The sequence below is a fragment of the Methylobacterium sp. 391_Methyba4 genome (assembly GCF_029691625.1).
Classification (GTDB): Bacteria; Pseudomonadota; Alphaproteobacteria; order Rhizobiales; family Beijerinckiaceae; genus Methylobacterium; species Methylobacterium fujisawaense.
In genome coordinates, this window is the sequence record NZ_CP121475.1 from 4,506,575 (window position 1) to 4,529,306 (window position 22,732).

The window sequence follows — 22,732 nt, forward strand, 5'->3', positions numbered from 1 at the left end:
CCCCTTCAGTGCTGCGTCTTGGCGGTGGCGCAGGCGTCGACCGCCTTCTTGGCCGCCTCCGACAGGGTGTCGGCGGTGATCAGGTCGAGGCCGCTCTCGGCCAGGATCTTCTTGCCCGCCTCCACGTTCGTACCGGCGAGCCGGACCACCAGCGGCACGTCGATCTTCACTTCGCGCGCGGCCTGGACGACACCCTCGGCGACCCAGTCGCAGCGGTTGATGCCGGCGAAGATGTTGACGAGGATCGCCTTCACGTTGCGGTCCGACAGGACCAGCCGGAAGGCCGTGGCCACCCGCTCGGGCGAGGCGCCGCCGCCGACATCCAGGAAGTTCGCCGGCTCGCCGCCCGCGTGCTTGATCATGTCCATGGTGGCCATGGCCAGCCCGGCGCCGTTGACGATGCAGCCGATCTCGCCCTCGAGGCCGATGTAGCTGAGGTTGTGCTCGGCGGCCTGCGCCTCGCGGGGATCGCCCTGCGAGGGGTCGTGCATGTCGGCGATGCCCGGCCGGCGGAACATCGCGTTGTCGTCGAAGGACATCTTGGCATCGAGCGCGAGCACCCGGTCGTCCTTGGTGACGACCAGCGGATTGATCTCCAGCATCGTGCCGTCGCAGTCGCGGAACGCCCGATAGGCGTTCATGATCGTCTTCACCGCGGCCGAGACCTGCTTGATGTTGAGACCGAGCTGGAAGGCGATCTCCCGGGCCTGGAACTGCTGCAGGCCCACCGCCGGCTCGACCACCACCTGGATCAGGGCGTCGGGCTCGTTCGCGGCGATCTCCTCGATGTCCATGCCACCGCGCTGGCTGGCGATGACGCGCACGCGCTCGGCCTTCCGGTCCAGCACGTAGCCGAGGTAGAGCTCACGCTCGAACGGGTCGGCGGTCTCGACGTAGACCCGCTGGACCGGCTTACCCTCGGGGCCGGTCTGGTGGGTGACGAGGCGCTTGCCGAGGAGATCCTTGGCGGCGTCGCGGACCTCGTTATAGGTCCGGCAGAGCTTGATGCCGCCGGCCTTTCCGCGGGCACCCGCGTGGATCTGCGCCTTCACGGCCCAGAAGGATCCGCCCAATTCCGTAGCCGCGTAGACCGCCTGATCCGGGCTGAACGCGATCGCGCCCTTCGGGACGGCCACGCCGAAGCTCGCAAGCAGCTCCTTGGCCTGATACTCGTGGACGTCCATTCGGCGCCTCCTCCGCGGTTCGTTGCCGCCGTTGATGCCCTTCACTTTAGTTGAGTCGAAGGAATAAGCCCGTCAAATTTTTTGATCCCGGGCTTGACGACGACTTTTTCGCGGTCGCAGCACGGATCGTATTCGATGCTGCGCTGCGGCATACTCAAAAACAACGAGGCCGGGGCATGATGCACCCGGCCTCGACTGTCGATGGTTTGCCGGCGCCAGGATCAAGCGCCGCGGGCGTCAGTTCACTTTGGTCTTCACCACCTCGTAGACCTTCTCGGTCAAGGCCCCGGCCCCGGCCAGAAGGTCTTCGAGTTCCTTCAGCCGCTCGTCGGCGAAGTCCCGGTCCTCGAGACCCTTCGCGTTCACGTAGACGTTGAGCGCCGCGCTGCGCAGTCCGGCATAGGCGGAGAGCACGGCCACGCCGGCATCCGACACGACGTTGAGGTTGCCCTTGTCGGCGGTGATCGCCGCGAGGTCGATCACCGCGCGGCACGCCCGGCAGCAGGCGAGCGGCACGTCGCAGGCCGTCTTGAGGGCCGCCTGGATTTTCTCCGCGCGGGCCGCCTTCTCGTCGTCGGTGGCCTTGGGCAGGCCGTAGGCCCCCATCACGGCGTCGAAGGCCTGGACGTCCTCCCCGATCATGCCGGTGAGCACGACCCGCAGGCCCTCGGACTTGGCCAGGACCTCCTTCAGCTCGGCCTCGACCTCGACATACTTCTTCTTGCCGATGGTGAGGTTGCAGACCATCGACACCAGAGCCGCGCCCATGGCGCCGGAGATCGCCGCCGCGCCGCCACCGCCGGGGGTCGGGGCGGCGCTGGCGAGTTCCGTCAGGAAGGTCTGGATGGACGCGTTTTCCGGCGCCTGCTGCGTGTCCGACATGGGCGTTTCTCCCGTCAGGCCATCGACTTGGCGAGCGAATAAATCTCCTCGGCGTCGAGCACCTTGTCGGTGCTCTCGAAGAGCTGGCCCACGCAGGCCCGGTGCAGCTTGAGCTTCAACCCGCCGATGCCCAGCGCGCCGAAGGCCTGCTTGCCGTTGCGCTCCTTCCCCTTGTCCATCACGTCGATGCCGCCGATGCCCGTCGGGGGCTGGGCGTTGTAGTCGGCGACGAACTCGATGGACGATTCCTGCGCCCAGGCGGATTCGGGCAGCAGCTCGACGCCGATGGCGCCGGCCGTGAACACGAGGTTCGTGCCCTTCACGAGGGCCACGCGGGAGGCCTCGTCGGGGGTCGCGGCGGCCTTCACGTTGACCTTGAAGCGCTTGTTGATCTGGTCCGCGGCAGCCTGGGTCTTGTCGAGGGCGCGGCCCGCGATGGTGACCTCGGCGCCCTCGCCGGCGAGCAGCGCGGCCGAGCGCATGCCGACCGGGCCGGTGCCGGCCAGCACGACGGCCTTCTTGCCCTGGAGCGAGCCTGCGGCCTTCGCCACCAGCGCGACGCCCGCGGCGGCCGTGGTGTTGGAGCCGTTGGAATCGAGCATGACCGAGACGCGGAACGGGCCGAAGAACCGCTTCTTGACCGCGGTGAACAGCTCCTCGCCGGCCGCCATGCTGCCGCCGCCGACGAAGATCGCCGTCGACTTCTTCTCGGAACCGCCACGGGTGTAGATCGTGCCGTCGACCAGAGCGCCGACATTGTCGGGGTTCACGCCACCGTAGCCGGCGATGTGGTCGGCGCCGCCGTCGTAGCCGACGACCGTGTCGAACACGTTCGGCACGGCATCGGTGTCGAACAGGAACAGCAGCTTCTTCGTCACGATTCAGACCTTTCTGTCGCGCCCTGCGGCGCTATCGTCTTGTTTTCAAAGGGCGGTCGCAGCGCGCGACCCATCCGCGTCATCGTGCGCCCGAGCTATCAGATGGCATAGCGGGCGAGGCGCGGGCCCCCTCTCCCGTGCGGGAGAGGGACAGGGTGAGGGGCGTGCCTCATCCGGAGAGTTCTCCTCCCTCACCCCAACCCTCTCCCGCACGGGAGAGGGGGCCTGTCGTGCCTACTCGACCACGTTCTGCGGCTTGCCCGCCACGAACGCCTCGACGTTGTCGACGAGCTGGTCGGCCAGGATCTGCATCGCCTCCTTGCTCGCCCAGGCCACGTGCGGCGTGACGATCAGGTTCGGCAGGTCGGCCTCGCACAGGATGTTGCCGTCCTTGGGCGGCTCCTGCGCCACCACGTCGAAGCCGGCGCCCGCGATGGTGCCGTCCTTGAGCGCTTCGAGCAGGGCCGCCTCGTCCACGAGCCCGCCGCGGGCCGTGTTGATGAGGATGGCGCTCTTCTTCATCTTCTTGAACTCGGCCGCGCCGATCATGCCCTTGGTCTCGGGGGTCAGCGGCACGTGCAGCGTGATCACGTCGGACTGCGTCAGGATCGTCTCGAAATCGACGAGCCCCTCCTGCGGGAACACGTCGTAGGCGATGACCGTCATGCCGAGCGCCTCGGCGCGCTTGGCGATCGACTTGCCGAGCGCCCCGTAGCCGACGATGCCCAGCGTCGAGCCGGCGATGTCGTAGATCGGGTAGTCGAAGTAGCAGAACTGCTTGGACTTCGCCCAGTCGCCCCGCTTCACCGAGTTCGCGTAGGGCACGATCGCCCGGCGCAGGGCGAACATCAGCCCGACCACATGCTCCGGCACGGTGTTGAAGGCGTAGTTGCGGATGTTGACGACGGTGATGCCCTGCGCCTTGGCCGCGGCCTTGTCGACCACGTCGGTGCCGGTGGCGGCGACGGCGATCAGCTTCAGGTCGGGGAGCTGCTTCAGCGTCTCGGCCCGCATCGGGACCTTGTTGATCAGCGCGATCTCCGCCCCCTGGAGGCGGGAGACGATCTCTTCCGGCGTCCAGGTCGAGTCGTGCTCGACGTATTCGTGCGGGAAGTTGAACGGTCGGACCCTGGCATCGAGGGATTCACGATCCAGGAACACGATCTTCTTGGTCATAGGACCCCTCTCGTACGACGGGCAGTTTCCTCGATAGTCTTGTTCTTACTTGCGCGTCGGGGCGGGCCCGGCAACCCGGCCCCGCCCCGATCGCGTGCGCCGATTACGCCTTATGCAGCGGATTCTCGCGCAGATAGCTGGAGGCGGCGGCGACGCCCGAGCCCGGCGTGACCTTGATGCCGCAATCGATCATGGCCATCTCGGCGCCCGCGATGGCGCCCAGCAGCGAGAGCTCGTTCAGGTCGCCCAGGTGGCCGATGCGGAACACCTTGCCGGCGACTTTCGAGAGGCCGGCCCCGAGCGACAGGTTGTAGCGCTCGTAGGCGTGGATGATCACCTTGGCGGCGTCGGCGCCCTCCGGCACCACGATCGCCGTGACCGTATCGGAGTTCCACTTCGGCTCCTTGGCGCAGGGCTTGAGGCCCCAGGCCGCCACGGCCTGACGGGTCGCCTCGGCGAGCACGTGATGGCGGTGGTAGACGTTCTCCAGCCCCTCCTCCTTCACGATCGCCAGGGCCTCGCGCAGGCCGTAGAGCAGCGGCAGGACGGGGGTGTAGGGGAAGTAGCCGGTGGCGTTGGCGGCCAGCTGGTCCTTCCAGGCGAAGTAGGCATGGCCGAGCCGGTCGTTGCGGCCGGTGCCGCCCTCGGCGATCTTGAGCGCCTTCGGGCTGATGCAGATCAGGCCGAGGCCGGCCGGCAGCATGAAGCCCTTCTGCGAGCCCGCGATGGCGCAGTCGACCTTCCAGTCGTCCATGTAGAACGGCAGCGAGCCGATCGACGAGATGCCGTCCACGAACAGCAGCGCCGGGTGGCCGGCGGCGTCGATCGCCTTGCGCACCGCGCCGATGTCGCTGGTGACGCCCGTGGCGGTCTCGTTGTGGACGACCATCACGGCCTTGATCTTATGGTCCTTGTCGGCGCGCAGGGCCTCCTCGATCTTCTGCGGATCGGCGCCGGTGCCCCACTCCTCCTCCTGGACGACCACGTCGAGGCCGAGGCGCTGGGCCATGTCGACCCAGAGGTGGCTGAACTGGCCGTAGCGCGAGGTCAGCACCGTGTCGCCGCGGCAGAGGGTGTTGGACAGGGCCGATTCCCAGATGCCGGTGCCCGAGGACGGGAACAGGATGACCGTCCCGGCGGTCGAGCCGAACACCATCTTGGAGTCCTGGAGCAGCGGCTTCACCAGCTCGGGGAAGCTCGGCGAGCGGTGATCCTCAGACGGCACGTGCATGGCGCGCAGGACGCGCTCCGGGATGTTCGTAGGGCCGGGAATGAAGAGGTGGTTGCGACCGGGGCGCCGGGTTGCGGCCATGATGTTTCCTCCGAAAAATCCATTGTGCGCGGGCGTGAACCCGCGCCGGGTTGTCCAAGCGTCCTCAGGGAGTCGGTCCGGCGCCGTCGAAAGCGGCTCGCGCCGCGCCCCCTCGAACGCCATCCTCTGCCGTGATCGGGGGGCCTCCGCGGAGCGGCAGGCGGCCTCACGCCGCTCGCGTCGCGGCACGCCCCCGCGCGCCGGTCGCCTCCGAAATGCCGTCCCGTCCAACGGCCTCAGGGCCGTCCTCGCCGCCTTCCTGTCAAGGTCCGGCCGAACTCGTGCCGAGCCGCCGGTTCCTGGTATTATGAGCGGGCGAAGCTCGAAAGGAAAACCGGAAAAACTTCCAGAACTTGGCAAAAAAATTTTTTGTGCGGCGCAACGAAGCCGAGGTCCGGTTGAGATGCTTTGCGGCGCCGCAACGCGGACGGGTGGCCCCGCCGGGACTCCGCGTCATCAAACTGAGATGGGATCGCGCTCTGGATCCCGGCACCGTTCAGCCGCCGGGAGAGGGTTGCCGTGGCCGAGGTTGAGGAGATGCCGGTCCGCGTGCGGACGCTGTTCCTGTCCGACCTGCATCTCGGAACGCGCGGCTGCCAAGCCGGCCTGCTCCTGTCGTTCCTGAAGGATTACGACGCCGACACGATCTATCTCGTCGGCGACATCGTGGACGGCTGGCAGTTGCGCTCGGGCTGGTACTGGCCGCAGGAGCACAACGACGTGGTGCAGAAGCTCCTGCGCAAGGTCCGCAAGGGCGCGCGGATCGTCTACCTGCCCGGCAACCACGACGAGTTCCTGCGCGACTATGTGGGCACGAGCTTCGGCGGCATCGAGCTGGCCGAGACCGCGATCCACGAGGCGGCGGACGGCAAGCGCTACCTCGTGATCCACGGCGACCAGTTCGACATGGTCGTGCGGCACTCGCGCTGGCTCGCCCATCTCGGCGACGGCGCCTACACCCTGGCCCTGTCCCTCAACACCCTGATCAACAAGGTGCGGCGGCGCCTCGGCCTGTCCTACTGGTCGCTCTCCGCCTGGGCGAAGCTGCGCGTGAAGAACGCCGTGAGCTTCATCGGCCGCTTCGAGACGATCCTGGCCGAGGAGGCGCGCCGCCAGGGTGCCGACGGGGTGATCTGCGGCCACATCCACCATGCGGCGGACCGGCCGATCGGCGACCTGCGCTACCTCAACACCGGCGACTGGGTGGAATCCTGCACCGGTCTCGTGGAGCATTACGACGGCCGGATCGAGGTTCTGCACTATCCGAGCCTCCTGCGGGCGCAGGCGGCCGAGGCCGTGCCGCAACCCCTGGCGGGCCGGCGCGCGGTGGCTTGAGGGCACCGCCGTGAAGCTTCTGATCGCCAGCGACGCGTGGCATCCCCAGGTGAACGGCGTCGTCCGCTCCCTGGAGCAGATGGTCCGCCGCGCCCCGGAACACGGCTTCGCGACAGCCCTGCTCTCCGTGGCGGATTTCCGGTCGCTGCCGCTCCCGGGCTATCCCGAGATCCGCCTCGCCTATGCCAGCCGGGAGCGGGTGGCGGCGCGCTGGACGGCGGAACGGCCGACCCACGTGCATATCGCCACGGAGGGGCCCGTGGGGTTGGCCGTGCGGCGCCATTGCTTGGCGCACAACCTGCCGTTCACGACGAGCTACCACACCCGCTTCCCGGAATATCTCGCGGCCCGCGCGCCGGTGCCGGAAGCGTGGTCCTACGCCTATCTGCGCCGGTTCCACGGCGCGGCGCGGGGAACGATGGTCAGCACCGCCTCGCTCCAGGGTGAACTGGCGGCGCGGGGATTCGGCCGGCTGATGCGCTGGACCCGGGGCGTAGACACGGAACGGTTCCGGCCCGCCGGACCGGGGACGCCCGTGCCGGCGGAACTCGCGGACCTGCCCGGGCCGCTGTTCCTCTATGTCGGGCGGCTGGCGGTGGAGAAAAACGTCGCCGCCTTCCTCGCCCTCGACCTGCCCGGCACCAAGGTCGTGGTGGGCGACGGGCCGGACCGCGCGCGGCTGCAGGGTCTCGCGCCGGGGGCGCGCTTCCTCGGCACCCGCACCGGCGCGGACCTCGCGGCGGTCTACGCCGCCTGCGACGTCTTCGTGTTCCCGAGCCTCACCGACACGTTCGGCATCGTGCTCCTCGAGGCCCTGGCCAGCGGCCTTCCGGTGGCGGCCTTCCCGGTGCCGGGCCCCAACGACGTGGTCGGCGGCCGTCGCGTCGGGGTTCTCGATCAGGATCTCCGGGCTGCCGCGCTGGCGGCCCTGCGGCTGTCGCGGGCCGAGTGCCGGGCCGAGGCCCTGCGCTGCGGCTGGGACGTGAGCGCGCGGCAGTTCTTCGGCAATATCATCGAGGCGCATGGCGGCGCGCGCGGCACCCGGGACGCCGCCTGACCCGTGACGGCGCCCGCGCGGGATGGCAGGACGGCGTCATGCCGCCCGCCAAGCCGTCCGCCCCGCCCATCGCCAAATCGCCTGCCAAGTCGACTGTTAAGTCGGTCGGCAAGTTGGTCGGCAAGTCGGTCGCCGCCACGTCGCCGACCAAGCCGATGGCGGGCCGGGCGCCCTTCGATCCCAACCGGGCCGCAGCCTACCCGGCGGTGATCGGCTGCGACGAGGTCGGTCGCGGCGCACTCTGTGGGCCGGTCGTGGTGGCCGCGGTCTGGTTCGATCCGGCGGCGATCCCCGCCGACCTGCTGGGCGCCCTCGACGACAGCAAGCGCGTCCCGGAGCCGGCCCGGGAACGTCTGGCCCCCATGATCCACACCCATGCCCGGGTCGCGGTGGCGGCGGGCTCCCGGGCGCTGATCGACCAGATCAACATCCGCGGCGCAACCCTCGATGCAATGGCGCGGGCGGTCGCCCGGCTCGGCCTCGCCGCGCCCGTGCTGGTCGACGGGCGCGACGCCCTGCCGGGCCTTCCGGGTCGCGCCGTGGTCGGCGGCGACCGGCTGGTGCCGCAGATCGCTGCCGCATCGATCGTCGCCAAGGTGTTCCGCGACCGGCTGATGCGGCGCCTGGCTCAGCGCCATCCCGGCTACGGCTGGGAGCGCAACGTCGGCTACGGCACGGCCGTCCACCGCGCCGGCCTGACGCAACTCGGCCGCAGCCCGCATCACCGGATCAGCTTCACCCGGGCCTTCGACTGATCCCGGCCCCCTGGGGTCACGCAGCCCGGACGCCGGCCAGGAAGCGACCGACCTCGACGGCGAGCTGCTCCGACTGACGCGTGAGCGCGGTCGCGGCCGTCAGGACGTGGTCGGCCGCGCGCCCCGTCTGGTCGGCTGCCTGCGCAACCCCGGCGATGGTGCCGGTCACCTCCTGCGTCCCCGTAGAGACCTGCGTGATGTTGCGGACAATCTCCTGCGTGGCCACCCCCTGCTGCTCCACCGCCGCCGCGATCGCGGCGGCCACCGCACTGATCTCCCCGATCCGGCCCGTGATCGTCCCGATCGCCTCCACCGCCTGACCGGTGACGGTCTGGATCTCGCAGATCTGCCGCCCGATCTCCTCGGTGGCGCGGCCTGTCTGGGCTGCGAGGTCCTTCACCTCGGTGGCGACCACCGCGAAGCCCCGCCCCGCCTCGCCGGCCCGCGCCGCCTCGATGGTGGCGTTGAGCGCCAGCAGATTCGTCTGCGCGGCGATGCCGGCGATCAGCTCGACCACCGCGTCGACCCGGGCGGCCGCCGTGTTCAGCGCGGCCACCAGCACGGCGGTCCGGTCGGCCTCGCCGACGGCGGCCCGTGCCAGTTCGGACGAGCCCTGGACCTGGCGCGCAATCTCTTGGACGGAGGTGCCGAGTTCCTCCACGGCGGCGGCCACGGTTCTGACGCCGGTGGACGCCTCCTCGGCGGCGGCGGCCACGGTATCGGACTGGCTGGCAGTCTGTTGGGCGGTCGTGGTCATCTGCCAGGCCGTGGTCTGCAATTCGGCCGCGGCGGCGGAGATCTGACCGACGATGCCGGCCACCGCCGACTCGAAACCCTGCGCCATCGTGAGCGTCATGCTCCGACGCTGCGCCTCCGCGGCCAGCGCCGCCTCAGCCGCCTCGGCCTCCAAGGCGCGGGTGCGGACGAGGTTGTCCCGGAAGACCTGCACGGCCGCCGCCATCGCGCCGATCTCGTCCCGCCGCTCTCGGGCCGGGATCGGCACGTCGGCGTCTCCTCCCGCGAGCGCCTGCATGGCCTGGGTCATGGCCCGCAACGGCCGGAGCACCCAACGGAACACGATGACGATACCGCCGACCGCCAGCAGGACCGCTGCGGTCAGGAACAGCACGGCCCCGAAAAGCGCGCGCTGCGACTCGGCGGCGAGGAGCTGGGCCCGGTCGATCATCGCGTCGAGACCCGCGTGGGCCAGATCGAGAAGCGCCCTCCCGTCGGCGATGTCGCGCGCGCGCAACGCATCGGCCTCGATGCCGGGCGCCCTGCCCCGGCTGAGCGCGTCCGTGATCGCGACGCGCCGCCGCGCCGACTCGCCCTCGAAGTTGCTGGCCTGCGCCTTCTGGAAGGCGGCACGCAGGGCGACCGGGACGTCTTCCGTGAACAGGTCGACGACTTTACCCCAGTCCGCCATCAGGCGTCCCCGCTCCTCGGCCGCCGCGATGATCTCCTCCTGCGACCAAGACGCCTTGGCGGCCACCGAGGTTTCCATACGGCGCCAGGAATTGCCGAGTGCGACCCGCGTCGCCCAGCTGGCACGCTTGATGTCGAGGGCCTGCGCGACCGCCGTGTCCCGGCGCGGGATGGCCGCGTCCACCGCGGCGTTGGTTGCCGCGAAGGCGTTGAGGAGGCTCGTGACGGCTGTGTCGAAGGTCTGTCTGAACGCCGCATCGCGGCGTTCCCTCGGGAGCGCGACGACCGCGTCGATCTGTGGCCTCAGCGCCGCCAAGGTCGCCTGCGCGCTCCGAAGCGGCTCCAGCGTCGCCTGGACCGACGGCACGGCGAGGTCGCGCACAAGGGTCCAGAATTCCGTCTCCGCGTCCATCAGGGCCTGCCGCTCGGACAGCTGATCCGCCCTGTCGGCCACCGAGATCGGACCCTCGACGGCCAGGACCTTCTGAACGATGCCCCGCGCCATGCGGGTCGCGATCACCGACCGGAGCAGCGTGCGGCTGACCCGCGTGAGCGTGACGACGCGCTGCCCCTCTCGCGCGTGCTCCACAGTGCTCAGGAGCGTGTCTGTACGCACGGCAAGCAGCATTACTCCCATACTCAGCGATACTACTCCGATAATCGATCCTATTGAAAATCTGAAATATCGAGACAAACCGTAAGTCCTTCTCAATGAAAATCTAGAAAACGACTTCATAGATGACAAAAGATCTTTGCTGTCAACCTCGAATTCAAGACTCAATCGAAATATGTATTTTGGCAATTAAGATTAAACCTAGAGTCAACAAGCCGAGTATTCGCGCAATCGAAGTCCCGATTGACGCAACGAGTGCGGTACGTCGCCATTTCGAGCGGAATTGGAGATGGATGATCGATAAGCTGCTGCACCGACGGCGGATTCATCTGGCCCGGCAGGCGCTCCGCTCATACGATCCTGGCCAGCCGGGCTCGACGCCGCGCCGTCTCAGAACAGCGACAACTGTGCCCCCGGTCTGCGGAAGAACTCCCGGTTCAGCGCCATCCGCCCGAAGGCGAAGCCGAGTCGCGTGCCGGCGAGCCGGACCCGCTGGCCGATCATCGCCGCGTAGGCCCCCTCCCCGCGGAAGCGGTGGCCGAAGCGCGGGTCGTTCTCGCGCCCGCCCCGGGCTTCCCGCAGGAGCGCGAAGGCCCGCGCCCTGCGCTCCGGATAGTGCTCGGCGAACCAGTCGGCCACGAGGTCGGCGACTTCGCCGGGGAGGCGCAGCAGCGCGTGGCCGATGCGACTCGCCCCGTGCGCACGCGCCTCGGCCAGGATCGATTCGATCTCGTGATCGGTCAGGCCGGGAATGATCGGCGAGACGTTGACCATGACGGGCACCCCCGCCGCGCTCAGCGCGCGCATCGCCACGAGCCGCTTGTCCGGCCGCGGCGCCCGCGGGTCGAGGCGGCGGGCGAGGTCCGGATCCAGTGTCGGCAACGAGATCGCCGCGAGCACGAGATTGTCCGCCGCCATCGCCGCCAGGATATCGAGGTCGCGCAGCACGAGGTCCGACTTGGTGGTGATGCTGACGGGATGTCGGGCGTCCCGCAGCACCTCCAGCACCGCGCGGGTGATCCGGTGCGCGCGCTCGACGGGCTGGTAGGGATCCGTGGCGGTGCCGAGGGCGATCGTCTCGGGCCGGTAGCCCGGCGCGGCCATCTCGCGGGCCAGCAGCCTTGCGGCGTCTGGCTTGGTGAAGATCCGCGACTCGAAGTCGAGCCCCGGCGACAGGCCGAGCCAGGCATGGGTGGGGCGCGCGTAGCAGTAGATGCAGCCGTGCTCGCAGCCCCGATAAGGGTTGATCGACCGGTCGAAGGGGATGTCGGGCGAGCTGTTGCGGGCGATGATCCGCGTGGAGCGCTCCGGGGTGACCTGCGTGCGCAGGGGCGCCGGCGCGTCCGCCATCCCGGTCTCCTCGTGGAACGTCTCCCGCCGGGCCGGCTCGTGGCGGCCGGTGGGATTGGCCGTGGCACCACGCCCGCGCCGAGCATCCCGCGGCACGCCGCTCGGGCCGAGTCGCTGGGCGGGCCGGCCCGAGACGTCATCGGGTATCGACACCATGGCGACTCGTCTCCTGCCCGACCCCGCTCGGAACATAGAGCGAACAGCCGTCGGCCGAACGCCTCTTTTTCAGGCAGACACAGCTTTGTCGCCTGTCCGGACAGCGACACGGCCGCCCGACGGCGGCCGGGCGGTTTACGGCGGCGCAGAATCGTCTATGCGCGCGCTCATGCTCTCCGCCGTGACCTATCTGGCCGACCCGGCCGATCCGGACGCGATCGATCGCTTGGCCGACACGCTCAGCGTGCTGGTCTCCGGCGTGGCCGGCGGCCTCATCGGCGACGCGGTGATCGTTTCGGGCAGCGAGAGTGAAGCCGTGGCGGCCGTCGCGGAGGCCACGGGCGCGACGCTCGTGCTGCACCGGGGCGGCAACCCCTACGCCGCGGGCGCTGCCGCAGCTCGCCGGGACTGGATCCTGTGCCTTGAGGCCGGGGACGTTCCGGCCGAGGGCTGGATCCGCACCCTCGACCGCTTCGTCGGGACGGCGCGGCCGGAGACGGCCCTCGGCCGCCTGCACCGTACGGCCGCAGGCTGGCTCGAACGGCTCGTGGGCCGGTTGGAGAGCGTGATGGGTGCCCGGCAGGCCCGGGCCGGGGACGTCGTCCGGCGCGAGGCCCTGCGGAGCGGCGGCCCGTTCGCGGCGCGCCTCAAGGTCCGGCCCTTGATCGCCCGGATCGAACGCGCCTGACCGGCAGAATCTTGCGCCGGCCCTCGTTGTTGTCGGTCAGTCCGCCTCTACAACACTTGAAGCGCGGCAGAAATTTCGCCGACTCTACATCTGTGGAAGCGGGCTGACCCGGCTCGACCTGGAAGGATGGTGCAATGGAATCGTCGGGCCTGATGGGGCGCAAATCGGTCGACGACATCGTCGAGAGCGGCGAGGGCGAGCAGCAGCTCTCGAAGTCGCTCGGCGCCCTCTCGATCACCGCGATGGGCATCGGGGCGATCATCGGCGCCGGCATCTTCGTTCTCACCGGCACGGCGGCGGCCCAGTATGCCGGACCGGGGATCATGCTGTCCTTCGTGCTCGGCGGCATCGCCTGCGCCTTCGTCGGCCTGTGCTACTCCGAGATGGCCGCGCTGATCCCGGTGGCGGGGTCGAGCTACACCTACACCTACGCGACGCTGGGCGAGTTCTTCGCGTGGCTCATCGGCTGGGACCTGATCCTGGAATACGCCATGGGTGCCGCCACCGTGGCGGTGGGCTGGTCGGGCTACGTCATCAGCATCCTGAAGACCGTCGGGATCGTGATCCCGGCCCAGTTCGCGAACGCGCCCGGCACGCCGATCGACGGCGGCGGGACGGCTCTGTTCAACCTGCCGGCGGTGCTGATCGTGGCGCTGATCACGATTTTGCTGATGCGCGGGACCAAGGAATCGGCGCGCTTCAACAACATCATGGTCGCGGTGAAGCTCACCGTGGTGGTGGCCTTCATCGCACTGGGCTGGGGCCACGTCGACACCGCGAACTGGAGCCCGCTGATCCCCGACAACGACGGCACCTTCGGGCATTTCGGCGCCAGCGGCATCCTGCGCGGCGCCGGCGTGGTGTTCTTCGCCTTCATCGGCTTCGACGCGGTCTCCACCGCCGCCCAGGAGGCGCGCAAGCCCCAGAAGGACATGCCCATCGGCATCCTGGGCTCGCTGGCGGTCTGCACGATCCTGTACGTGCTCGTCGCCGCCGTGCTCACCGGCCTCGTCCCCTACAAGGAGCTGAACGTCCCCGACCCGATCGCCAAGGGCGTCGACGTGATCGGCATCGGCTGGTTCGCCCTCCTGATCAAGCTCGGGGCGCTGACCGGGCTCACGACGGTGATCCTCGTCCTGCTCTACGGCCAGAGCCGGATCTTCTTCACCATGGCCCAGGACGGCCTGCTGCCGAAGATGTTCTCCCACGTCCATCCGACCTACCAGACGCCGTATCGCAGCCAGGCGCTGATCGGGGCCGTGGTCGCCGTGGTGGCGGCCCTGGTGCCGATCCACATCCTCGGGGAGATGGTGAGCATCGGCACGCTCGCCGCCTTCATCCTCGTCTGCGGCTCGGTGCTCTACCTGCGGCGGACCGAGCGCCACATGAAGCGGCCGTTCCGGGCCCCCGCCGTGCCGGTCGTGCCGATCCTCGGCATCCTGTTCTGCCTGCTCCTGATGATCGGCCTGCCCCTCGACACGTGGCTGCGGCTGGTGATCTGGATGGCGATCGGCCTCGTCGTGTACTTCTTCTACGGCCGCAAACACTCGGTCCTACGCCGGAAGGAGGGGAACGCGGCGTAGGTCAGACGGACCGGCCCCTCACGATCCTCCATGACGATCCCGTCATTCCGGGCCGCCGCGGGCGGGCCCGGACTGAGGCTCATGCTCACACCGCGATGCTGGCCCCGCGCCGCAGGTGCTCATCGAGACGCGGCATGATCTCCACGAAGTTGCAGGGCCGGTGCCGGTAGTCGAGCTGCTGGGCCAGGATCCCGTCCCAGGCGTCCCGGCAGGCGCCCGGTGAGCCCGGCAGCACGAACACGTAGGTCGCGTGCGCGACCCCCGCGGTGGCGCGGGATTGCAGGGTCGAGGTGCCGATCTTGTCGTACGAGATCCGGTGGAACACGGCCGAGAAGCCGTCCATCCGTTTCTCGAACAGCGGCTCCAGCGCCTCGGGGGTAACGTCGCGGCCGGTGAAGCCGGTCCCGCCGGTGGTGATCACCACGTCGACGCCGGGATCGCGCAGCCACGCCTCCACCTGGCCGCGGATCGCCGGGACCTCGTCCGGCACGATCGACCGGGCCGCCAGACGATGCCCCGCCTCGGTGAGGCGCTGCGTCAGGGTGTCCCCCGAGCGGTCGTCCTCCGGGCGTCGCGTGTCGGAGACGGTCAGGACCGCGATGTTCAGGGGGATGAAGCGGCGGGCGTCGGTCTGATCGGCCATCGTGCGGGCTCTCCGGGACGGAAGACCGATATGGGCCGGCCGAAGCCGCTTGTCGCCCCCGGGCGGCCGCGTCCACGTCCCACTTGCGGTGCGCGGCAAACTCGGCTGTGCTCTTCCGATCCCGTCGGAGATCGCTCCCCATGCACATGTACGGCAACTGGCGCTCGGCTGCGGCCTTCCGGGTGCGGATCGCCCTGAAGCTGAAGGGCATCGCCTACGAGGAGACCTTCATCGATCTCGACGCGGGCGACCAGCACAAGCCGGAGTTCCGGAGGATCAACCCGCAGGGCGCGGTACCGGCCCTGTTCGACGGCGACGGGCCGCCGCTCACCCAGTCGCTCGCGATCCTCGATTACCTGGAGGAGACGCGGGGCGGCGTGCGCCTCCTGCCGGAGGAGCCGCGGGCGCGGGCCCGGGCCCGCTCGCTGGCACAGGTGGTCGCGTGCGACACCCACCCGCTCTACGTGCCCCGGGTGCGCACCTTCCTGATGGAGCATTACGGTCTGCCCCGGGAGCGGATGCTGGATTTCCTGCGCAACGCCTTCACGACCGGCCTCGTGACCCTGGAGACGCGGCTGTCCACCGAGGCGGGCACGGGACGCTTCTGCCAGGGCGATTCGGTGAGCCATGCCGATCTCTGCCTCGTCAGCCTCTGGGTCGGGACCGGCATCTTCGGCATCGACACGGCGGCCTACCCGACAGTCGCGCGAATCGCCGAGGCCTGCCTCGACCTGCCCGCTGTCGCGGAGGCACACCCGTTGCGTCAGCCGGGTGCCCCGTCGGCGTGATCGCACGCCACGCGTGCGCGTGAATCCGCGCTGGTGACCTGGGGCCGCGACAAGCGGTTGTGGAATTCGGCGGCCCAGGCCGTGTAAGGAGGCCGGCGATTAATCCCGGTCCGGGGAAAGAAAGAGTGTCGATGGCATCCGTCGAGAACGAGTCCGGCCTGCATCGTGTCGTGGTGGTCGGCGGCGGCGCCGCCGGCCTCCAGCTGGTGACGAAGCTCGGCGACAAGCTCGGGCGCGGCAAGCGCGCGCACATCACCCTCGTGGACCGCGCCCGGACGCATATCTGGAAGCCGCTGCTTCACGAGGTGGCGGCCGGCAGCCTCGATGTGGGCCACCACGCGGTGGATTACCTGCATCACGCCCACATGCACGGCTTCCGCTACCGGATCGGGCGCATGACCGGCCTCGACCGCGAGGCGCGCACGGTCCAGCTCGCGGCGAGCCACGACGCGGAAGGGCGCGAGGTCACGCCCGAGCGCGCCGTCCCCTACGACACGCTGGTGATGGCGGTGGGCTCCACCACGAACGATTTCGGCACGACGGGCGTCGCCGAGCATGCCATCGCCCTCGACACCCAGGAGCAGGCGGTGCGCTTCCACCAGCGCCTCGTGAACGCCTCGCTGCGGGCCCACACTCAGGTCGGCCCGGTCCGGCCCGGCCAGCTCCACGTCACGGTGATCGGCGCGGGCGCCACCGGAACCGAACTCGCCGCCGAGTTGCACCGGACGCTGCGCCACGTCGTCTCCACCGGGCTCGACAAGATCGACCCGGGCAAGGACATCCGCATCACCCTGGTGGAGGCCGCGGACCGGATCCTGCCGGCGGTGCCGCAGCGCCTCTCGGCCGAGGTGATGCAGCTCCTCAACAAGATCGGCGTCGACGTGCGCGTGAAGGCCCGGGTGACCGAGGTGCGCGCCGACGGCGTCCAGCTCGCCGACGGGACCTTCATCCCGTCCGAGCTGGTCGTGTGGGCGGCGGGGGTGAAGGCGCCGCCGTTCCTGCAGGGCATCGGCGGCCTGGAGACCACGCGGACCAACCAGCTGGTGGTGACCCCGACGCTGCAGACGACCCGCGACCCGGATATCTTCGCCATCGGCGACTGCGCCTATCTGGTGGAGGCCGGCTCCGACACGCCGGTGCCGCCCCGCGCCCAGGCGGCCCACCAGCAGGCGAGCCACCTCATCAGCCAGATCCCGGCCAAGATCGCCGGGAAGCCGCTGAAGCCGTTCCGGTACAAGGATTTCGGCTCGCTGGTCTCGCTCGGCGAGTACTCGACCGTGGGCAGCCTGATGGGGTTCGTCCGCGGCAAGAACATGCTCATCGCCGGCCTGTTCGCCCGCATGATGTACCGCTCGCTCTACAAGATGCACGAGCGGGCGCTCCACGGCACGGCCAAGACGGTGCTCGACACCCTGGCGCGCGCGCTGACCCGGCGCACCGAGCCGCGGGTGAAGCTGCACTGACCGTCGCCCCACGAACCGAGGACGGGCGCCCGGGCGGACCGGGCGTGACACAGAAGGGAAGCCCCATGATCCTGGTAAGCGTGATGTATCCGGCCGGCCCGAGCTTCGACATGGGCTACTATCTCGGCCATCACATGCCGCTGGTGCGCGAGCGCTGGTCATCCCTCGGCCTGCACGAGGCCAAGGTGGTCAAGGGCGCCGGCACGCCGGACGGCGGCACCGCCCCGTTCCAGGTGATGGCGCTGCTGACCTTCGCGTCGGTCGACGCCTTCCAGAAAGCCGTCGCCGCCCATGGCGAGGAGATCTTCGCGGACATCCCGAACTTCACGTCGGCGCAGGCCCAGGTTCAGATCAACGACTTCGCGGAAAGCCCGTGATCGACATCGTCAAGGCTGTTCAGGAGGCCGATCCGAGCCTCGGCACCTACGTGGTCGTGCTGCGCACCGACGCCCGGGCCCTCGACGGCCCGGAACGCTTCACGCCGGACGCGCAGGCCTGGATCGCCGACAAGGCGCCCAGCGGCCGGCTGGCGCGGGTGCGGATCCTGCTCGCGCCCTATCCGGGCGCGGAACCGGCGGAGCGGGAGGTCACCGTGGCGGCCTTCACCGACGCCCGGGAGCTCGCCGCCTTCGCGACGACCTGGACCGGCGACCCACTGCCCGAGACCGACGAGGCATAGGTCCCAACCGCGCGGGGCGGCCCCTGTCGGGGAGCCGGCCCGCGCCTCAGCCGCGTCGCATCAGGCCGCGCGCAGCTGCCGGATGGCGCGCAGCGCCGTCGCCCGCTGGATTTCCAGGCGCCGAATCAGCGGCATCAGGTCGGCCCCCGCATGGGCGGCGGCCTCGACCTCGCGGCACAGGCTCGACAGGCCGACGAAGCCCAGGAGCCCCGCCGCCGCCACCAGGGCGTGCGCGTCGTGAGCGATCTGAAGACGGTCGGTCTCGCTCGGCCGGAACCGCTCGGACAGCTCGTTGGCCAGGAGATCGAGCAGCGCCCCCACCCGGTCGGAGCCGAAGCTCGCCGTCATTTCGGTGAGAACCGCGGCATCGAGGACGGCGGAATCGATGTCGGGTACGGTGCGCGGCTCCTCGGCCCGCGCCGGGCGGCGCGCGCCCGGGGCCGTCCAGCGGCTGATCGTGGCGAAGAGATCGGCCCGCCGGAACGGCTTGCCGACATAATCGTCCATCCCGGCCTCGCGCAGTTCCTCGATCTGCGACGGCAGGACGTTCGCCGTCATGGCCACGATCGGGATGTCGCAGGCGGGCGGCGCCAGGGCGCGGATGCGCCGGGTCGCCGTGAGCCCGTCGACCCGGGGCATCTGGACGTCCATGAGCACGAGATCGTAGGCGCGCCCCGCCGCGACGGACGATCCGACCGCCGTGATCGCCTCGGCCCCGTCCCCGGCGACATCCACCGTGTAGCCCTGGGATTCGAGCACCGCGCAGGCCAGTTCCTGGTTGAGCGGGACGTCCTCGACCAGGAGCAGCCGGATCGGGGAGGCTGGCACGGCGCCGGCCGCCGGGGCGGCCACGGACTGCGACCGCAGCAGCGCCGGATCCGCCTCGATCCGGTCCTCCGCCGCGTCGGCGCCCTGCTCGCCCCGCGGCAGCACCAGGCGGAACCAGAAGGTCGAGCCCTCCCCCTCGCGGCTCTCGACGCCGATCTCGCCGCCCATCAGGGTCACGAGGTGCCGGGAGATCGCGAGACCGAGGCCGGTGCCGCCGAACCGCCGGCTGATGGAGCCGTCGACCTGACTGAACCGCTTGAACAGCCTGTCCTGCTGCGCCGGCGCGATGCCGATGCCGGTATCGATCACGGAAAACCGCACCGCGTCGCCGGGGCGACCGTCGGCGGCGCGATCATCGCCTTCCCGCTCCACGGTCACCGTGACGGAACCCTCGGGCGTGAACTTCACGGCGTTGTTCAGGAGGTTGAGCAGCACCTGACGCAAGCGTCCCGCGTCACCGATCACGAAGGTCGGAAGGGCCGGATCGATCCGGGCCTCGATGGCGAGGCCGCTGCGCAGCGCGCTGCCGCGCACGATCGAGACCGTCCCGTCCACGATCGAGACCAGCGGGAAGGGGACCGGATCGAGGGTCAGCTCGCCCGCCTCGATCTTCGAGAAGTCGAGGATGTCGTTGACGACCGTGAGCAAGGCCGCTCCGGAACTCTGGATCAGCTCCAGGCGCCGCCGGTCCTCGCTCTGGATCGCATCGGCGTCGAGGAGCAGCTCGGCATAGCCGAGGATGCCGTTGAGCGGCGTGCGGATCTCGTGGCTCATCGCGGCGAGGAACTCGCTCTTGGCCGCGCTCGCGCGCTCCGCCTCGGTGCGGGCCGCCTCGGCATCCCGCGTGGCGGTGCGCAGGGCCGCCTCGACCGCCTTGCGCTCGGTGATGTCGAGATGGAGGCCGACCATGCTCTGAGGGTGCCCCTCGGCGCCGCAGAGCGTCCGCCCGCGCGCGTAGAGCCAGCGCCCGCCGGCCCGGAATTCGGCCGCATAGGAGGTCCCGGACTCGACCGCCCGTCGGATCTCGATCCAGACATCGGCGACGTCGTCGGGATGAATCAACGCGGTCCATTCGGACGCCGACAGCGTGTGTGCGGCGCCGTTATCCCGCAGACCGTGCATCCGCGCGCTTTCCGGGCTCAGCGTGACGAGCCCGGTGCGCATGTCCCAGTCCCAGGTGCCGGCCTCGGCGGCGTCCAGGGCAATGCCCAGCAGGCCGCGGGCCTCCTCGACGGCGAGCCGCGCCGTGATGATGTCGTCGACATCGAGTGCGGTCCCGAGCCACTCCGCCACAGCGCCGTCCGCCGGATCGAGGCGGATCGGAATCAGCGAGATCTTGTGCCACCGGTAGAGGCCGTCGTGGCGGCGGATCCGCCACTGGCCGCTATAGCCCGTCCCGGTCTCGACCGCACGGGTCCAGGCCGCCTCCATGGCGGGCGCATCCTCCGGGTGGTTCCGGATCAGGCGCTCCGCGCGCTCGGGCCCGATCGGCCCGTAATAGGACTGGAACTGGGCGTTGGCGTAAGTGGACTGTCCGTCCCCGACCCGCATGGTCCAGACCAGCAGTGGCAGCGCCTCGGCGAGGCCGCGATAGCGCAGCTCGCTCCGGCGCACCTCGTCTTCGGCGCGCCGGCGCTCGGTCACGTCGATGAGAACGCCGACGAGGCCGGCATTGGGGTCCTCCCCCCGGCACATGCCGCGGACGACCACGTCGCGGAGCTCGCCGTCCGGACGGATCAGCCGCGCCTCGAAATCGAATCGCGTTCTGCGGGCGACCGCGTCGGCGACGATCGCCTCGAGCCGGGCGCGGTCGTCGGGATGGTAGATCTGCGAGAAGGCGTCGAGACGCGGCGGCGGTGTCGCGGGGTCGCGACCGGCGATGGCGTAGAGGCTGGCCGACCAGACCGGCTGACCGTCCGAGAGGTCCACGCGCCAGTTTCCGACGCTGGCGAGTTGCTCGGCCATCAGGAGCTGGTGGTTCGCCGCCTCCTGAGTGCGGGACCGGGCATGGATCTCGCGATGCTGCTCGCGGATCACCGCCTCGCGGATCGCGGCCTGCGCGATCTCGCGTTCGCGCTTGGCATTGGCCTCCGTCAGCCTCAGATGGGCCACGACGATCGCGGCGAGGTCGCGAAAGGCGGCGGCGTCCGCCGGCGAGAGACCGGCTCGGGGTTCCGGGTCGGCGAGGCAGAAGGTGCCGATCCGCAGGCCGGGCTCGAGGCTCAGCGGGATACCGGCATAGAACCGGATCCCGTCCGGCGCAGCGACGGCGGGCAGGTCACGGAAGCGCGCGTCGAGCCGGGTGTCGGGTACGACGAGCAGGGCATCGCTGCGGATCGTGTGCTGGCACAGGCTCTGATCCCGCCGCATCGTGGTCGGCAAGGCCTGGCAGGGCGTCTTGAGCCACTGATGCGTGTCACCGAGGAAGGCCACGAACGCGTGGCGCACGCCGAACAGGCGGCAGGCTGTCCGGCAGACGGCCTCGAAATGCGGCTCGGGCGGCGTGCCCACGATCCCGAGGGCCTCAAGGGCGGCGACCCGATCGCCCTCGTTGTCCGGCTGTGTGTTCACGTACCGTCTCCGGGTGCGGATTGGCAGCTCGGCCGGAGCCGAGCGATGCCGCGCCTAGCGCCGCGTTTCAAGCGCACCCGCCTGCGGCGCGCCCGCGCGCAGCCGCGCCGCCTCCAGCGCCCAGACCATGCCCAGCATCATGTAGACGTGGCGCCACTTCTCGATATCGATCTGGACCGCCTGCAGGAAGAACATCAGCAGCGCCGGCCAGACGATCTGCGCGTGCGCCCGGACGGGCGACGGCCGTGCCAGAAGCCGGAACCCGACGATGCCGGTGATCACCACGAGGCCGATGAACACCGTGCCCCCGAGCCAGCCCCCGTTGGCGAAGGAGCCGATATACGAATTGTGCGGTTCGAGCCCGAAGATCAGCCGCCAGTGCATCGGCCCCATGCCGAACGGCCGCTCCAGCAGCATCGCGAAGCCGCGGATCTGGTTGCCGAAGCGGCCGGTCTCGCCCTGGTCGTAGTCCTGGGTCAGGGCCGCGCGGGTTTCGAACATCTTGTGGACGTGGTCGACCGAGAGCAGCCCGATCACCGCGACGGTGCCGAGGACGACCGTGGCGAGGGTCAGGAGCACGATGCGGCGGCGCAGGCGCGGGGCGGTGCTGCCGGCATAGACCGATCCCACCATCAGGAGCACCGCGACGACGCTCCCGCCCCAGGAGCCCCGCGAGAACGACAGGAAGATGCCGGCGACGATGATCAGCAGGCCGACGAGCGATACCAGCGGTCGCCGGGTCGAGCCGGTGAGCAGGCCGTGCATCAGGTAGAGGGCGCCGAGCGTCAGGAAGGAGCCGAACACGTTCGGGTCCTGGAAGGTGCCCGAGGCCCGGTCGTATTTGTAGAACAGGTCCTCGATCCCGAGCCACTGGAGATAGCCGACGATGCCGAGCACCGCCGAGAACACGCAGCTCGCCGTGTAGGCCTTGAGCGCCAGCTCCATCCGGGCGTGGGTGTCGTCCGCGAAGAACATCGCGAAGAAGATGCAGGTGATCGCGAGGTAGATCAGCTGCACCGTCCAGGTGACCGGGAACTCCTCGTTCAGGTAGGGCAGCAGCGCGGAGACGATGGCCGCGAGGTAGAGCAGGAGGAGTGCGACCAGGGGCACCGCCCCGCGGTGCAGCCGCACGCCGAGGCAGAGCCAGAGCAGGATCGTGGGGATCGCCACCGCGTCGTACGGGGAGGTCTCCGAGAAGGCGAAGCAGGCGAAGAAGATGAACGCCGCAAACAGCGCCTTGGCCAGCCCCTCGACGGCCACGATGAGCGGGAGTCCGCCCGCGATCCCGGACGGGACCGGGCCTGCAGGCGCTGCGGTGTGGGCCATGGCTACGCGGGCTCCACGGGCCGGTTACGCTGGCCCGCTC

19 protein-coding genes are annotated in these 22,732 nt (G+C 69.9%); 9 read left to right on the plus strand and 10 right to left on the minus strand.

The window, feature by feature from the left end; all coding sequences use genetic code 11:
- Positions 1–5 precede the first annotated feature (5 nt).
- The 5 genes from P9K36_RS21150 to P9K36_RS21170 all read right to left on the minus strand — a co-directional run bounded on the left by P9K36_RS21150 (position 6) and on the right by P9K36_RS21170 (position 5,432).
- Complete coding sequence (locus tag P9K36_RS21150; RefSeq protein ID WP_043355699.1) at positions 6–1,184, minus strand: malate--CoA ligase subunit beta; 1,179 nt, start codon at positions 1,182–1,184, stop codon at positions 6–8.
- 237 nt (positions 1,185–1,421) lie between these two features.
- Positions 1,422–2,066, minus strand: a complete 645-nt coding sequence (gene fchA, locus P9K36_RS21155; RefSeq protein WP_043355701.1) for a methenyltetrahydrofolate cyclohydrolase — start codon at positions 2,064–2,066, stop codon at positions 1,422–1,424.
- A 14-nt stretch (positions 2,067–2,080) separates the two neighbouring features.
- Positions 2,081–2,944 (minus strand): NADP-dependent methylenetetrahydromethanopterin/methylenetetrahydrofolate dehydrogenase, encoded by an 864-nt coding sequence (locus P9K36_RS21160; RefSeq protein WP_043381233.1) that lies wholly within the window; start codon positions 2,942–2,944, stop codon positions 2,081–2,083.
- Between the two features lie 234 nt (positions 2,945–3,178).
- Entirely contained in the window at positions 3,179–4,120 is a 942-nt protein-coding gene (locus tag P9K36_RS21165; RefSeq protein ID WP_278305943.1) for a D-2-hydroxyacid dehydrogenase, read from the minus strand.
- A gap of 103 nt (positions 4,121–4,223) precedes the next feature.
- Entirely contained in the window at positions 4,224–5,432 is a 1,209-nt protein-coding gene (locus tag P9K36_RS21170) for an aminotransferase class V-fold PLP-dependent enzyme (RefSeq protein WP_043385155.1), read from the minus strand.
- Between the two features lie 519 nt (positions 5,433–5,951).
- Between P9K36_RS21170 and P9K36_RS21175 the strand changes: the two genes are divergently transcribed.
- From P9K36_RS21175 to P9K36_RS21185, 3 genes are all read left to right on the plus strand, one after another.
- Positions 5,952–6,767, plus strand: coding sequence for a UDP-2,3-diacylglucosamine diphosphatase (locus P9K36_RS21175; protein WP_043355706.1), 816 nt, complete (start codon positions 5,952–5,954; stop codon positions 6,765–6,767).
- Positions 6,768–6,777: 10 nt separating this feature from the next.
- Entirely contained in the window at positions 6,778–7,824 is a 1,047-nt protein-coding gene (locus P9K36_RS21180; protein WP_043355708.1) for a glycosyltransferase family 1 protein, read from the plus strand.
- 155 nt (positions 7,825–7,979) lie between these two features.
- Positions 7,980–8,579 carry a ribonuclease HII gene (locus P9K36_RS21185; RefSeq protein WP_278307315.1) on the plus strand — a complete coding sequence of 200 codons (600 nt, stop codon included), beginning with the start codon at positions 7,980–7,982 and terminating at the stop codon, positions 8,577–8,579.
- A 16-nt stretch (positions 8,580–8,595) separates the two neighbouring features.
- Here the strand turns inward: P9K36_RS21185 and P9K36_RS21190 are convergent, their stop codons facing one another.
- Entirely contained in the window at positions 8,596–10,620 is a 2,025-nt protein-coding gene (locus P9K36_RS21190; RefSeq protein WP_278305944.1) for a methyl-accepting chemotaxis protein, read from the minus strand.
- Between the two features lie 387 nt (positions 10,621–11,007).
- The gene (locus P9K36_RS21195) at positions 11,008–12,123 is read right to left on the minus strand and encodes a PA0069 family radical SAM protein (protein WP_278305945.1); all 1,116 of its coding nucleotides are present in this window, start codon (positions 12,121–12,123) and stop codon (positions 11,008–11,010) included.
- A gap of 157 nt (positions 12,124–12,280) precedes the next feature.
- On the opposite strand from P9K36_RS21195, the gene P9K36_RS21200 reads away from it, so the two are divergent.
- Together P9K36_RS21200 and P9K36_RS21205 are read left to right on the plus strand one after the other, a co-directional pair.
- Positions 12,281–12,811, plus strand: a complete 531-nt coding sequence (locus tag P9K36_RS21200; protein WP_100794004.1) for a hypothetical protein — start codon at positions 12,281–12,283, stop codon at positions 12,809–12,811.
- A 134-nt stretch (positions 12,812–12,945) separates the two neighbouring features.
- Complete coding sequence (locus P9K36_RS21205; protein ID WP_043385144.1) at positions 12,946–14,394, plus strand: amino acid permease; 1,449 nt, start codon at positions 12,946–12,948, stop codon at positions 14,392–14,394.
- 85 nt (positions 14,395–14,479) lie between these two features.
- On the opposite strand, the gene moaB is transcribed toward P9K36_RS21205, so the two are convergent.
- Entirely contained in the window at positions 14,480–15,037 is a 558-nt protein-coding gene (gene moaB / locus P9K36_RS21210; RefSeq protein ID WP_043355725.1) for a molybdenum cofactor biosynthesis protein B, read from the minus strand.
- Between the two features lie 140 nt (positions 15,038–15,177).
- Between moaB and maiA the strand changes: the two genes are divergently transcribed.
- The 4 genes from maiA (at position 15,178) to P9K36_RS21230 (ending at position 17,967) form a co-directional block, all read left to right on the plus strand.
- Positions 15,178–15,825 (plus strand): maleylacetoacetate isomerase, encoded by a 648-nt coding sequence (gene maiA, locus P9K36_RS21215; protein ID WP_043385141.1) that lies wholly within the window; start codon positions 15,178–15,180, stop codon positions 15,823–15,825.
- 131 nt (positions 15,826–15,956) lie between these two features.
- Positions 15,957–17,288, plus strand: coding sequence for an NAD(P)/FAD-dependent oxidoreductase (locus tag P9K36_RS21220; protein ID WP_043355729.1), 1,332 nt, complete (start codon positions 15,957–15,959; stop codon positions 17,286–17,288).
- Positions 17,289–17,353: 65 nt separating this feature from the next.
- The gene (locus tag P9K36_RS21225; RefSeq protein WP_043355731.1) at positions 17,354–17,665 is read left to right on the plus strand and encodes an EthD family reductase; all 312 of its coding nucleotides are present in this window, start codon (positions 17,354–17,356) and stop codon (positions 17,663–17,665) included.
- Complete coding sequence (locus tag P9K36_RS21230; protein WP_043355733.1) at positions 17,662–17,967, plus strand: hypothetical protein; 306 nt, start codon at positions 17,662–17,664, stop codon at positions 17,965–17,967. The genes P9K36_RS21225 and P9K36_RS21230 overlap by 4 nt, the downstream gene beginning before the upstream one ends.
- A 60-nt stretch (positions 17,968–18,027) precedes the next feature.
- Here P9K36_RS21230 and P9K36_RS21235 read toward each other — a convergent pair whose 3' ends face one another.
- Entirely contained in the window at positions 18,028–21,366 is a 3,339-nt protein-coding gene (locus P9K36_RS21235; RefSeq protein WP_278305946.1) for an ATP-binding protein, read from the minus strand.
- A 54-nt stretch (positions 21,367–21,420) separates the two neighbouring features.
- Complete coding sequence (locus tag P9K36_RS21240) at positions 21,421–22,692, minus strand: O-antigen ligase family protein (protein WP_043355737.1); 1,272 nt, start codon at positions 22,690–22,692, stop codon at positions 21,421–21,423.
- Positions 22,693–22,732: the final 40 nt, after the last annotated feature.